Here is a 13,629-nt window from a genome sequence, read left to right as displayed (position 1 = left end):
ATCTAATCTGTAATAGCCTCAATGGGCTTCCCCAGCCTTCAGCCCTTCCGGCAACTTGCGGGTCATCAACACCGCCACCATGCTCACCGCCAACCCGATCCCGACAAAGTGGAAGGCATCGTTGTAAGCCATGATCAGCGCCTGCTGGTGGGTAATCTCGCTAAGTTTGCCCAGCGCCGCATTGTCATTGCCCAAGCGCTCCGCCAATTGCGCCAGCCGCTCAGCCACCTGTGGGTTGCTCGGCACCACCGATTCGCGCAGGTAGTCGAAGTACACCTTGGTGCGCGCATCCAGCAGGGTGGCCAGCAAGGCAATACCAATCGCGCCACCGAGGTTACGCAGAATATTGAACAGGCTCGACGCGGACCCTGCATCCTGTTGTTGGATATACGCGGTGGCAATCAGCGAGATGGTCACCATGATCATCGGCTGGCCCAGGGCGCGGATGATCTGGATATGGTTGAACTGCGGCCCGGCAAAGTCCGGGTTGAGCACCCCCGAACCGAAACTGGCAGCGCCGAACAGGCAAAACCCCAGCGCGCATAGTACCTTGGGCGATATCACCTTCATCAGTTGCGGCACCAGCGGGATCAGGAACAACTGCGGAATACCCATCCACATGATCACCTCGCCAATCTGCAAGGCGTTGTAACCCTGTACCTGCGCCAGGTACAGCGGTAGCAGATAGATCGAACCGTACAGGCCCACACCCATGCCCAGGCTGGCGATGCTCGACAGGCCAAAGTTGCGGTTGCCGAGGATACGCAGGTTGATCAGCGGGTGTGGCTTGGAAAACTGCAGGATGACGAAGGTGATCAGGCTGACCAGGGCAACGCTGCCCAGGCCGACGATCAGGTGCGACTCCAGCCAGTCCTTGCGATGGCCTTCCTCGAGAAACACCTGCAGGCAGCCCAACCCAAGGCCGAGCGTGACGATGCCGGCGTAATCGGTACTTTTCAGCAGCTCCCAGTGCGCCTCCTTCTTCTCAAGCCCGTATAACAAGCCGGCGATCATTAGCAGGCCCGGTGGGATATTGATGTAGAAGATGTATTCCCAGCCCCAGTTCTCGGTCAGCCAGCCGCCCAGGGTGGGGCCGATGGAGGGGGCAAAAGTGGCGGTCATGGCGAACATCGCCATGCCTTTGGCGCGGTGGTGCTCGGGCAGCTTGATCAGGGTCAGGGTGAAGGCCAGCGGGATCAGCGCGCCGCCGGTGAAACCCTGCAAGGCACGGAACAGGATCATGCTCTCCAGGTTCAAGGCCATCGAGCACAGCAGCGACGACAGCAGGAAACCGCCGGATACCCACACCGCCAGGCGCCGCGCCGACAACAGCTGCACCAGCCAAGCCGTCAGCGGGATCATGATGATTTCCGCCACCAGGTACGAGGTGGAAATCCATGAGCCTTCTTCCAGGGTCGCCGACAGAGCGCCCTGGATGTCCTTCAACGAGGAGTTGGTGATCTGGATATCCAGCACTGCCATGAAGGCGCCGAGCATCACGCTCATCACCGCGATCCAGTCGCGTCGGGTTGGCTCCGCCGTAGGGCGCAGCAGCTGGTCACCGGCCATTGTGGCCTTCGTCTTCGCTGCGCAGGTCGACGGTGGCGGTCACCGACATGCCGGGGCGAATACGCCCATGCAATGGGTTGTCGGCGTGGAACGTGAGTTTTATCGGGATACGCTGCACAACTTTGGTGAAGTTGCCGGTGGCGTTGTCCGGTGGCAGCAGGCTGAACTGCGCACCGGACGCGGCGAACAGGCTGTCCACCCGGCCTTCGATCGGTGTGTCGGGGTAGCTGTCGAACAACAGCTCCGCGCGCTGGCCGGGGTGCATGCGGCCGATCTGGGTTTCCTTGAAGTTGGCCTGCACCCAGATGTCTTCATCCGGCACGATCGACAGCAGGTAGGCGCCGGCCTGCACCACCTGGCCATTGCGCGCATTGCGCTGGCCGATGGTGCCGCTGATCGGTGCATGGATTTCGCAGCGGGTCAGGTTCAGTTCGGCCTGGGCCAGGTCGGTGCGGGCATTGGCGATTTGCGCATCGAGGCGCTTGAGCTCGGCGTTCAGGGCGGTGACCTGTTGGCGCTGGCTTTGCAGGTCGGCGCGGGCCTTGTCGACCTGGGAACCGGCGACATGGCTGTCCGCCGACAGGGTAGTGACCCGCTCTTCAGAGACAAAACCCGGTTTGCGCAGCTTCTCGGCGCGGCTCAGGTCCAGCCGCGAACGGTCGAACGTGGCCTGGGTCGCCGCCAATTGGGCCTGGCCGGCGGCAATCAGGCTGCCTTGCTGGGTGAGGCGGCTTTGCGCTTGTGCGTACTCGGCTTCGCGGGTGGCCAGGGCGGCACGGGCGCGTTCGACCGCCAGCTCGAAGTCGGCGGCTTCCAGGCGCACCAGCAGGTCGCCCTTGCTGACGTGCTGGTTGTCCTCGACCGGCACCGTTTCGATACGTGCGCCAAGCTGGCTGGAGATACGGGTGATCTCACCCTGCACGTAAGCGTTGTCGGTGCTCTCGTAGAAGCGGCCCTTGAAGTACCAGTGGCCCAGGAAGGCGAGGGCGATGATGGCCACCAGGGCGAAGAAGAGCGTCAGGCGGCGTTTGAGTTGGGCAGGCATGGGGACTATCGTTCCAGAAATGTAAACAAATTTAACAGCGGCACAGGGCCCGTCGACAAGTGACGTTCGCGCCATTGCTGGAGCCCGGTGCCCGCCTCCTGCTAACATCCCGCCTTTGTTTCATCTTTCGTTCGAGACTCTCCATGACCACCGTACGCACGCGTATTGCGCCATCGCCTACCGGCGACCCCCATGTCGGCACTGCCTACATCGCCCTGTTCAACTACTGCTTTGCCAAGCAGCACGGCGGTGAGTTCATCCTGCGCATCGAAGACACCGATCAGCTGCGCTCCACGCGCGAGTCGGAGCAACAGATCTTCGACGCCCTGCGCTGGCTTGGCATTGAATGGAACGAAGGCCCGGATGTCGGCGGCCCACATGGCCCTTACCGGCAGAGCGAGCGTGGCGAAATCTACGCCAAATACGCCAAGGAACTGGTAGACGCCGGCCACGCCTTCTACTGCTTCTGCACCGCCGAAGAGCTGGAACAGATGCGTGCCGAACAGCAGGCCCGCGGCGAAACCCCGCGCTACGATGGCCGTGCGTTGCTGATGAGCGCCGAAGAAGTGCAGCGCCGCCTGGACGCTGGCGAGCCGCACGTGATCCGCATGAAGGTGCCGAGCGAAGGGATCTGCGTGGTGCCGGACATGCTGCGCGGCGATGTCGAGATCCCGTGGGACCGCATGGACATGCAGGTGCTGATGAAGAACGACGGCCTGCCGACGTACTTCCTGGCCAACGTGGTCGACGACCACCTGATGGGCATCACCCACGTGCTGCGTGGGGAAGAGTGGCTGCCATCGGCGCCCAAGCTGATCAAGCTGTACGAGTACTTCGGCTGGGAGCAGCCCAAGCTGTGCTACATGCCGCTGCTGCGCAACCCGGACAAATCGAAACTGTCCAAGCGCAAGAACCCGACCTCGGTCACCTTCTACGAGCGCATGGGCTTCATGCCTGAAGCGATGCTCAACTACCTTGGCCGCATGGGCTGGTCGATGCCTGACGAGCGCGAGAAGTTCTCGCTGGCCGAAATGGTCGAGCACTTCGACCTGTCACGTATCTCGCTGGGCGGCCCGATCTTCGACATCGAGAAGCTGTCCTGGCTCAACGGCCAGTGGCTGCGCGAGCTGCCGGTAGAGGAGTTTGCCGCACGCCTGCAGAAGTGGGCGTTCAACAGCGACTACATGATGAAGATTGCCCCGCACGTGCAAGGCAGGGTCGAAACCTTCAGCCAGGTTGCCCCGTTGGGCGGGTTCTTCTTCGAAGGCGCGCTCAAGCTGGACGCCAAGCTGTTCGAAAGCAAGAAACTGTCGGCCGACCAGGTGCGCCAGGTGATCCAGCTGATCCTGTGGAAGCTTGAAAGCCTGCGTCAGTGGGAAAAAGAGCGCATCACCGGTTGCATCCAGGCCGTGGTCGAAGCGCTGGAGCTGAAGCTGCGTGACGCCATGCCGCTGATGTTCGCCGCCATCACGGGCCAGGCCAGCTCGGTTTCGGTGCTGGACGCCATGGAAATCCTCGGCCCCGACCTGACGCGCTACCGCCTGCGCCAGGCCCTGGACCTGCTGGGTGGGGTGTCGAAGAAAGAAAACAAAGAGTGGGAAAAGCTGTTGGCTTCCATCGCCTGATTCAGCTTTGCACCTAACTTGTGGGAGCGGGCGTGCCCGCGAATGCAATGGTAAATTCAATACCGCATTCGCGGGCACGCCCGCTCCCACAGGCCAACTAAGCCCCAAAAAACCGAGGTAGGGCGGTAAGTGATTGTTATCTGTGAAAAAATTTTTGGATATTTTTAAAAATTAGTTTGACAGCCCTGCAATCCGAACTTAATATGCGCCCCGTCCACAGCGATGAACGAAAACGAAACGCCAGGCACCCAGCCAGTGGTTCAGTTCAAAGCGACATTGTGGGGCTATAGCTCAGCTGGGAGAGCGCCTGCATGGCATGCAGGAGGTCAGCGGTTCGATCCCGCTTAGCTCCACCAAATTCCGCTTAGCAGCCAAGGCTGATAAGCAAGACCGGGTCCAGCAACCAGGTCTTGAAGGTAAGAAGGTTCGTCCCCTTCGTCTAGTGGCCTAGGACACCGCCCTTTCACGGCGGTAACAGGGGTTCGAGTCCCCTAGGGGACGCCAGTTTTACACAAGCGATGTTGTTATGTCGCTGGGCCGCGAGGCTAGAAATCCGGGGCTATAGCTCAGCTGGGAGAGCGCCTGCATGGCATGCAGGAGGTCAGCGGTTCGATCCCGCTTAGCTCCACCAATTTTGCCGCGGTTCGCGTTAGCGGATCGGCACGAAGGTTACGTCCCCTTCGTCTAGTGGCCTAGGACACCGCCCTTTCACGGCGGTAACAGGGGTTCGAGTCCCCTAGGGGACGCCACTTTTCCTGCGTTTTGCAGGGCTTTAAAAGGCTCGTCGACTATTGATGAGCCTTTTGTTTCGGGGCTATAGCTCAGCTGGGAGAGCGCCTGCATGGCATGCAGGAGGTCAGCGGTTCGATCCCGCTTAGCTCCACCATTTCTGCCAGGGTTCACGCAAGTGGATCTTCGCGAAGGTTACGTCCCCTTCGTCTAGTGGCCTAGGACACCGCCCTTTCACGGCGGTAACAGGGGTTCGAGTCCCCTAGGGGACGCCACGTTTACCCGCGTTTTGCGGGACTTTAAAGGCTCATTCGCTTATTGAATGGGCCTTTTGTTTTTTCCCTTCTCAATAATTTGCCCCCGACAAACGGCCGCACATTTTGCTTGCCAAAAAATATGATGGGAATAATATTTCGATCATCATATTTTGTGTGGTGTGTGCCAGATGAGCGACAAGAAGAGCAAAACCCGCGAACGCATTCTGGAAGCTGCGCGCAGTGCGCTGATCCAGCACGGCCCGGCCGAGCCCAGCGTCAGCCAGGTGATGGGTGCGGCAGGCCTGACCGTCGGCGGCTTCTATGCGCACTTCGACAGCAAGGATGAGCTGATGCTCGAGGCGTTCCGCCAGTTGTTGGGTGAGCGCCGTGCCTTGCTCGCTCAGGTCGACCCCAATCTCGATGGCGCCGGGCGGCGAGCGCTGGCCGGGGCCTTCTACCTCTCGCGCAAGCACCGGGACTGCGAAGTACATGCTTGCCCGCTGCCTAACGCGTTGGGCGAAATGCAGCGCCTGCCGGAGGTCTTCCGCGAGGTGCTGGCCGAGCACATCGAGTTGATGACTGCCGCGATGGTCGACCGCCCTGAGGATGCCGACAAAGCGCTGGCCGACCTGGCCCTGATGGTGGGAGGGCTGGCGCTGGCCCGGGCCTTGGGGACCAGTGACCTGTCTGACCGTATTCTGCGCGCCGCCAAATCGGCGGTGCTTTAACCCTGGAGCATGGCGATGACCACCCTGAGCTGGATTCGCGGTGTCAATGGCACCTTGGGCCGCCTGGCCCCCGAGCATGTCGCGGGCAAGATGCGCCGTGCCTTCATGACCCCGCGCAACCTGCCGCCGCGGGATTGGGAGCTGCCTGTGCTGGCCAGCGCCGAGCGCATTACACTGCGCTTCGGGCTGTCTGCCTTGCGCTGGGGGCAAGGGCCGACCGTGCTGCTGATGCACGGTTGGGAAGGGCGCCCGACGCAGTTTGCCGCCTTGATCGAGACCTTGGTTCAGGCGGGGCATACGGTGGTGTCGCTGGAAGGGCCTGGGCATGGTCGTTCGCCTGGCGAGCAAGCGAATGTGGTGCTGTTTGCCCGGGCGCTGCTTGAGGCTGCGGCTGAGTTGCCGCCCTTGCGTGCAGTCATTGGCCATTCCATGGGTGGGGCGAGCGTGCTGCTGGCTTTGCAGATGGGGCTGCGTACAGAGGCGGCTGTCAGCATTGCAGCGCCGGCGCGGTTGCTCGGTGTGTTGCGTGGTTTTGCCCATCGCCTGGGGCTGCCAGCCCGGGCACGGGCAGCGTTCATTCGCCAGATCGAGCGCGATGTGGGCATGCAGATTGCGCGGCTGGATGTCACGGGTTACCAGCTGGAGCTGCCGGGGCTGGTGGTGCATGCTGCCGATGATGCTCTCGTGCCCGCAGATGAGGCACATGTCATCCACAAGTCCTGGTTCGACAGCCGGCTGATGCTGCTGGAAGAGGGTGGTCACCAGCGAGTGCTGGCCGACCCGCGGCTGAGTGAAGCCGTGCTCGAATTGCTGGCTCGGGCTGAAGCGGTTAGTGTCGGGGCGGCTTCAGCCGCGAACATCGGTATCGCCGCCGGTGCCATCCGCCGCGGTGTCTGATTCGCGGGCAAGCCCGCCCCTATAACGACTGCCTCAGGCCCACAGGGGCTGGACATTGCCCCGCAGATCGCTGCTAAATCGCCTTTTGCGCCAAGGAAGCGAAAATGAGCTGGGACCTGGCAACACCCTTCGTCATCGACCTGCGCGTCGGCAGCGAGGACATCGACGGCCTTGGCCATGCCAACAATGCCGTCTACGTCACCTGGCTTGAGCGCTGCGCCTGGCGCCACTCCCAGCGTCTGGGGCTGGACCTGGCCGAGTACCGGCGCCTTGACCGGGCGATGGCTGTGGTGCGCCACGAAATCGACTACCTGGCCGCCGCGTATGAAGACGACGAGCTGCAACTGGCCACCTGGATCATTGACTGGGACCAGCGCCTGCGCATGACGCGGCGGTTTCAGCTCAAGCGTCCGCGCGATGGTGTGACGCTGCTGCGCGCGCAAACCACCTTCGCCTGCATCGAGCTGTCCAGCGGCAAGCCCAGGCGCATGCCGGCGGAGTTCGTCGAAGGTTACGGTCCGGCGCTGATCGGCGCCTGAGTGGCCGGCATTTTTTGTTAAACTGCCGGCTTTTTCCGCTGAGACCCCGACATGCAAATTGCCCTGGCCCCCATGGAGGGGCTGGTCGACAACATCCTGCGCGACGTATTGACCCGTGTGGGCGGTATCGACTGGTGCGTCACCGAGTTCATTCGCGTGTGCGACCGCCTGCTGCCGGCGTCCTCGTTCGACAAGCTGGCGCCTGAACTGCGTCAGGGCGCGCGCACGGCTGCCGGTGTGCCCATGCGCGTGCAATTGCTGGGTTCTGACCCGGTATGCCTGGCGGAAAACGCCGCACTGGCTTGCGAGCTTGGGGCGCCGGTGATCGACTTGAACTTCGGTTGCCCGGCAAAGACGGTGAACAAGTCGCGTGGTGGTGCGGTACTGCTCAAAGAGCCGGAGTTGCTGCACGCCATTGTGCGTGAAGTGCGGCGGGCGGTGCCGGCGAATATCCCGGTGACCTCGAAGATGCGCCTGGGCTTCGACAGCCCCGACGGGGCACTGGAGTGCGCCACGGCTTTGGCCGAAGGCGGTTCGGCACACCTGGTGGTGCACGCTCGGACCAAGGTTGAGAGCTACAAGCCGCCAGCGCACTGGGAGTGGGTGGCGCGGGTACAGGATGTGGTCAAGGTGCCGGTGTTCGCCAATGGTGAGATCTGGACGGTCGATGACTGGCGGCGTTGCCGCGAGGTCAGTGGCGCTGAAGACATCATGCTCGGGCGTGGGCTGGTATCGCGCCCGGACCTGGGCCTGCAGATTGCGGCGGCGCGGGACGGGCGCGACTATCAGCCGATGAGCTGGCAGGACTTGTTGCCCCTGTTGCGTGAGTTCTGGCGCCAGGCCCAGGCCAAATTGTCGCCGCGTTATGCGCCGGGGCGGATGAAGCAGTGGCTGGCGATGCTGACTCGCAGTTACCCTGAAGCGGTGGTGTTGTTTGCCGAGTTGCGCCGGGAAGATGACTGCGCGCGGATCAGCCGGTTGCTGGGGGTAGAGGCTCAAGCCTTGGAGGCTTGCGTCGCCTGAGCAGGTCGCTGGTACTGCACCTGTAGGAGCGGGTTTACCCGCGAAAGGGCCGGCCCTGCTGGCCAATCCCCACCCGCCGTTCACTGTTGCCGCCGCTACCGTATTCGCGGGTAAACCCGCTCCTACGCAGATTGGTGGTGGACACACCTCGGGGGTTGGACACAGGCCGCCGTAGGACCGGGTTTACCCGCGAAGAGGCCGGGCCTGCTGGCCAATTACCACCCGCCATTCACCGTTGCCGCCGCTACCGCATTCGCGGGTAAACCCGCTCCTACGCCTGATCGAGGATGGACACAGGTCGGTGGCTGGGCACAGGCCGCCGTGTAGGAGCGGGTTTACCCGCGAAAGGGCCGGGCCTGCTGGCCAATTTCAACCATCCGTTCACCGTTGCCGCCGCTACCGTATTCGCGGGTAAACCCGCTCCTACGCCGGATCGAGGGTGGACACAGGTCGGTGGTTGGGCACAGGCCGCCGTGTAGGAGCGGGTTCACCCGCGAAAGGGCCGGGCCTGCTGGCCAATTTCCACCCGTCGTTTACCGTTGCTGCCGCTACCGTATTCGCGGGTAAACCTGCTCCTACGCCGGATCGGTGGTGGACACAGGTCGGTGGTTGGGCACAGGCCGCCGTGTAGGAGCGGGTTCACCCGCGAAAGGGCCGGGCCTGCTGGCCAATCCCCACCCGTCGTTCACTGTTGCCGCCGCTACCGTATTCGCGGGTAAACCTGCTCCTACGCCGGATCGGTGGTGGACACAGGTCGGTGGTTGGGCACAGGCCGCCGTGTAGGAGCGGGTTCACCCGCGAAAGGGCCGGCCCTGCTGGCCAATTACCCCCGCCGTTCACCGTTGCCGCCACTACCGTATTCGCGGGTAAACCCGCTCCTACGCCTGATCGAGGATGGACACAGGTCGGTGGCTGTGCACAGGCCGTGTAGGAGCGGGTTTACCCGCGAAAGGGCCGGCCCTGCTGGCCAATCCCCACCCGCCGTTCACTGTTGCCGCCGCTACCGTATTCGCGGGTAAACCCGCTCCTACGCCGGATCGGTGGTGGACACAGGTCGGTGGTTGGGCACAGGCCCCGGTAGGAGCGGGTTTACCCGCGAAGAGGCCGGCCCTGCTGGCCAATTACCACCCGCCGTTCACCGTTGCCGCCGCTACCGTATTCGCGGGTAAACCCGCTCCTACGCCGGATCGGTGGTGGACACAGGTCGGTGGCTGGGCACAGGCCGTGTAGGAGCGGGTTCACCCGCGAAGAGGCCATCAAACCCCGTGCAAAAAAATCAAATTTTTTCTATTTACCCCTTGAAAGCATTTCCCTCGGCCATATCTTTTGAGTACGCGATGCCGAAGCCGGGTCGCGTAATGACTTACTTGCTGAATCTCAGGAGTTTATGACCATGACTACTGCTTTCTCTCTTGCTCCACTGTTCCGTCATTCCGTTGGTTTCGACCGTTTCAACGACCTGTTCGAATCCGCGGCACGTAACGAGGCCGGTAGCAGCTACCCGCCCTATAACGTGGAAAAGCATGGCGATGACCACTACCGCATCGTGGTTGCTGCAGCCGGTTTCCAGGAAGAGGACCTCGACCTGCAGGTCGAAAAAGGTGTCCTGACCGTGACCGGTGGCAAGCGCGACAATAACGCCGCTGAAGTGACCTACCTGCACCAGGGTATCGCACAACGCGCCTTCAAGCTGTCGTTCCGCCTGGCAGATCACATCGAAGTGAAGGCTGCCGGCCTGGCCAATGGCCTGCTCAGCATCGACCTGCTGCGCATCGTGCCTGAAGAAGCCAAGGCCAAGCGCATTCCGATCAATGGTGAAAAACCAGCGCTGAACTGATCGAGCTGAAATGAAAAAAGGGCACCTCCAGAGGTGCCCTTTTTCGTGCTTCTCACGCGTGCGCGGCCGTCATGCGATCAGTAATCTGCCGGCGCCTCCAGCAACATCTGCCGAAACTCCGGTAACGGTAATGGCCGGCTGTGCAGATAACCCTGGTACAGATGGCACCCCAGCCGCTCGAGAAACGCCAGCTGTTCGGTCAGTTCTACCCCTTCGGCAATCACCACCAGGTCCAGGCTGCGTGCCATGGCGACAATGGCGCGGACAATTTCTGCGTCGTTGGGGTCGACCGGTGCATCGCGTACGAAGCTCTGGTCGATCTTCAGCGCATCGACCGGCAGGCGCTTCAGGTAAGTCAGCGAGGAATAGCCGGTGCCGAAGTCATCCATGGCAAAACTCACCCCGTAGCGCTTCAGCTCGCGCATCTTGCTGATGGTGTCTTCCAGGTTCTGTATGACGATGCCTTCTGTGATTTCCAGCGTCAGCATCTGCCGCGGCAGGCGGTAATCGTCCAGGCTGCGCAGCACCCGCCCGACAAAGTCGTTCTGGCGGAACTGTCGCGGGCTTATGTTCACGCACAGGTTGAAATCATCAGCGTCGATCAGCCCGTCGGTCAGCATGCGGGCGCAGGCGTCGCAGGCTTCGTCGAGAATCCAGCTGCCAACTTCAAGGATCAGGCCACTTTCTTCCAGTACCTGGATGAACTGCGAGGGCGGTTGCTGACCCAGTTGCGGGTGGTGCCAGCGCAACAGTACTTCGGCACCGACGATGCGGTTGTCGCGGGCATCCACCTGCGGCTGGAAGTGCAGTGCCAGCTCGCCACGGGCCAGGGCCAGGCGCAGGTCGTTTTCCATGCGCAGGCGCTCGCTGGCGGCCTTCTGCATGGTGGTGTGGAACAGCTGGGTGGTGTTGCGACCAGAGTCCTTGGCCCGGTACAGGGCGATATCGGCACGCTTGAGCAGGTCGGCCGGTGTGGTGCCGTGGTCGGGGATCAGCGCCACGCCGATGCTGGGCGTTACCTGCAGGCGCTGGCCATCCAGTGACATTGGCTCGGCCAGCAGTTCGCGCAGGGTGTCGGCCAGCTCGCGCACTTTCTCTTCCACGTGTTCGCGGCTCCCTTCCAGGCCACTGAGCAGCACCACGAATTCGTCGCCCCCCAGACGCGCCACGGTGTCCTCCAGGCGCACGCTGGCCTCAAGGCGGGCGGTGATGATCTTCAGCACGGTGTCGCCCACAGGGTGGCCCAGCGAGTCGTTGATGTGCTTGAAGTGGTCGAGGTCGAGGAACAGCAGGGCGCCACGCAGGTTATGGCGCTTGAGCAGGGCGATCTGCTGGCTCAGGCGGTCCATCAGCAAGGCGCGGTTGGGCAGGTTGGTCAGCGGGTCGTGATAGGCCAGGTGGCGTATCTGCGCCTGGGCGTTCTTCAGCTGGCTGACGTCGCGGGCGGTCAGCAGCAGGCAATCCACTTCGTTGAGGGTGATCGGTTCCACCGAAACCTCGACCGTGAGGATATCGCCACGCTTGTTGCGCCCGAGCATCTCGCGGTGGTGTACCCGGCCGCGCTCGCGCAACTCGGCCAGCAGCGCGCTGCGCTGCTTGTCGTCGGCCCAGATGCCGATCTCATACACCGTGTGGCCGATCACTTCATCAGTGCTGTAGCCGGTCAGGCGGCAGAAGCCGTCGTTGACCTCCAGGTAGCGGCCGCTGTGGCGTTCGGTGATGGTGATGGCGTCGGGGCTGGAGTGGAAGGCCTTGGCGAACTTCTCCTCGCTGGACTTCAGCGCGGCTTCGGCGCGTTGTTGCTGGGTGATGTCGCGCAGGGTGGTCACGCTGCAGGGCTGGTCGTCGACGGTGATCAGGCGGCTGGAAATCACACAGGTCAGCGGGTCGCCATTGCGGTGGTTGAGTACCACGGCGACGTTGCTCAAGGCCTGTTCGCGGATCACCTGCTCGATACGTTTCGCGCGCTCGACGGACTCGGCCCACAGGCCGATTTCCTCGGCGGTACGCCCAAGCACCTGCGCGCTGCTCCAGCCGAAGGTCTGGGTGAACGCCGGATTGATCTCGATGAACTGGCCAGTGTCCTGGCGGGTGACGCAGATCGGGTCGGGGCTGACCTGGAACAGGCTGGCAAACTTCTCTTCCGAGGCGCTCAGGCGCTGTTCGCGCTCCACCTGATCGGTGATGTCGAGCAAGGTGCCCGCCATGCGCAGGGGGATGCCCTGGTCGTCGCGGTACAGCCGCGCGCGGCTTTCGATGTAGCGTGAAGTGCCGTTTTCCAGCTGCACCCGGTAGGTGATCTGATAGTTTCCGGCGGGCCCTTCGCGCAGGCTACGGTAGGCTTGTCGCATCGAGTTGCGCTCGTGCTCCGGCACGCCCTCGAAGAACGCATCGAACGATTCATGAAAGGGGATGGGCGGCAAGCCATGCAGCTGCGCGGCGCGGGCCGAGCCGTAGAGCATGCCGCTTGGGATGTGCCAGTCCCAGGTGCCAAGTTGCGCCGAGTCCAGGGCCAGGTCCAGGCGCTCCTGGCTGTCCTTCAGGGCCTGCTCGGCGCGCTTGCGTTCGGTGGTGTCGACGAATGTACTGATCAGGAAGGTCACGCCTTCCAGCTCGATGCCCTGGGTGCACAGGATGCCGTCATGCACCTTGCCGCTGGTTGCGCGGAATTGCACCTCCATGATCAGCGGGCCGCCGTTGGCGCGGGTCGACTCCACTATCTGGTGGCGCTGTTCGGGGTTGACCCACAGGCCCAGTTCCAGGCTGGTCTTGCCGATCACCTGGCTGCCGGGCCAGCCGAACATGTCTTCGAAGTGCTGGTTGACCTCGAAGATCATGCCGTCGTGGCGGCGGGTCAGCAAAATGGCGTTGGGGCTCAGGTGAAACAGCGTGGCGAAGCGCTTTTCCGAATTGATCAGCGCCGTTTCCCGCTCGCGCTGGCGGGTGATCTCGCGGATCACACCGATCATCTGCGGTCGGCCGTGCGGGTCGCGGGTCAGGCTGCCGTTGATCTCCAGCCAGTGCAGGCTGCCGTCCGGCCAGCGGATACGGTGGCGCATGGCCTGCTCCACCGGCTCGCCGTTGAACACTGCCTGGAACATCTGGCGCGTGCGGGCGCGATCCTCCTCGGGCAGCAGGTCGAGGTAATCGATATCGGCGGGCAGTGGCCGCTGTGGATCGAAACCGAACAGGGCCTGGGTACCCCGCGACCAACTGACCCTGCCGCTTTCGATATCCCATAGCCAGGCACCCAGGTGCGCACCGTTGAGCGCTGCCAGCAGTTGCGGGGCGTTCTGCCAGGCCTGCTCGGACTCCTGGGGATCAGCTGCGGGTATTCGCGGCAGGCGCAAAAAGCGGTTTGCTGATTTGGGCATTGGTAC

The 13,629-nt window shown here is 62.8% G+C and carries 9 protein-coding genes and 6 tRNA genes; 12 read left to right on the top strand and 3 right to left on the bottom strand.

The features are described 5' to 3' along the window. Positions 1-18: 18 nt before the first annotated feature. Complete coding sequence (locus AC3RCM_RS19985) at positions 19-1,569, bottom strand: MDR family MFS transporter (protein WP_492629093.1); 1,551 nt, start codon at positions 1,567-1,569, stop codon at positions 19-21. Next, complete coding sequence (locus AC3RCM_RS19980) at positions 1,559-2,614, bottom strand: HlyD family secretion protein (RefSeq protein WP_049586797.1); 1,056 nt, start codon at positions 2,612-2,614, stop codon at positions 1,559-1,561. The genes AC3RCM_RS19985 and AC3RCM_RS19980 overlap by 11 nt, the downstream gene beginning before the upstream one ends. A gap of 143 nt (positions 2,615-2,757) precedes the next feature. Here AC3RCM_RS19980 and gltX point away from each other — a divergent pair, with 143 nt between their 5' ends. From gltX to AC3RCM_RS19920, 12 genes are all read left to right on the top strand, one after another. After that, complete coding sequence (gltX, locus tag AC3RCM_RS19975) at positions 2,758-4,239, top strand: glutamate--tRNA ligase (RefSeq protein WP_010952995.1); 1,482 nt, start codon at positions 2,758-2,760, stop codon at positions 4,237-4,239. 280 nt (positions 4,240-4,519) lie between these two features. Further along, positions 4,520-4,595: transfer RNA gene (locus AC3RCM_RS19970), tRNA-Ala, on the top strand. A gap of 72 nt (positions 4,596-4,667) precedes the next feature. Beyond that, a tRNA-Glu gene (locus AC3RCM_RS19965) sits at positions 4,668-4,743 on the top strand. Positions 4,744-4,794: 51 nt separating this feature from the next. After that, positions 4,795-4,870: transfer RNA gene (locus AC3RCM_RS19960), tRNA-Ala, on the top strand. 42 nt (positions 4,871-4,912) lie between these two features. After that, positions 4,913-4,988, top strand: a tRNA-Glu gene (locus AC3RCM_RS19955). 61 nt (positions 4,989-5,049) lie between these two features. Further along, positions 5,050-5,125 (top strand) — tRNA-Ala (locus AC3RCM_RS19950). A gap of 42 nt (positions 5,126-5,167) precedes the next feature. Next, positions 5,168-5,243, top strand: a tRNA-Glu gene (locus tag AC3RCM_RS19945). Positions 5,244-5,413: 170 nt separating this feature from the next. Next, positions 5,414-5,953 carry a TetR/AcrR family transcriptional regulator gene (locus tag AC3RCM_RS19940; RefSeq protein WP_012053280.1) on the top strand — a complete coding sequence of 180 codons (540 nt, stop codon included), beginning with the start codon at positions 5,414-5,416 and terminating at the stop codon, positions 5,951-5,953. 15 nt (positions 5,954-5,968) lie between these two features. Further along, on the top strand, positions 5,969-6,850 hold the full coding sequence (locus AC3RCM_RS19935; protein WP_020192857.1) for an alpha/beta fold hydrolase: 882 nt from the start codon (positions 5,969-5,971) through the stop codon (positions 6,848-6,850). A 104-nt stretch (positions 6,851-6,954) separates the two neighbouring features. Then, positions 6,955-7,389 carry an acyl-CoA thioesterase gene (locus tag AC3RCM_RS19930; protein WP_003247186.1) on the top strand — a complete coding sequence of 145 codons (435 nt, stop codon included), beginning with the start codon at positions 6,955-6,957 and terminating at the stop codon, positions 7,387-7,389. Positions 7,390-7,440: 51 nt separating this feature from the next. Further along, the gene (locus AC3RCM_RS19925) at positions 7,441-8,412 is read left to right on the top strand and encodes a tRNA dihydrouridine synthase (protein WP_492629092.1); all 972 of its coding nucleotides are present in this window, start codon (positions 7,441-7,443) and stop codon (positions 8,410-8,412) included. A gap of 1,393 nt (positions 8,413-9,805) precedes the next feature. Next, the gene (locus tag AC3RCM_RS19920) at positions 9,806-10,249 is read left to right on the top strand and encodes an Hsp20 family protein (protein ID WP_064490839.1); all 444 of its coding nucleotides are present in this window, start codon (positions 9,806-9,808) and stop codon (positions 10,247-10,249) included. A gap of 77 nt (positions 10,250-10,326) precedes the next feature. Here the strand turns inward: AC3RCM_RS19920 and AC3RCM_RS19915 are convergent, their stop codons facing one another. Next, positions 10,327-13,623 (bottom strand): PAS domain S-box protein, encoded by a 3,297-nt coding sequence (locus AC3RCM_RS19915; RefSeq protein ID WP_409263790.1) that lies wholly within the window; start codon positions 13,621-13,623, stop codon positions 10,327-10,329. Between the last annotated feature and the right edge of the window lie 6 nt (positions 13,624-13,629).

It is taken from the genome of Pseudomonas sp. GW823-FHT05G12 (assembly GCF_058795575.1).
Note: the sequence above shows the minus strand (reverse complement) of the source record. Positions and strands in the feature narration are given on the sequence as shown.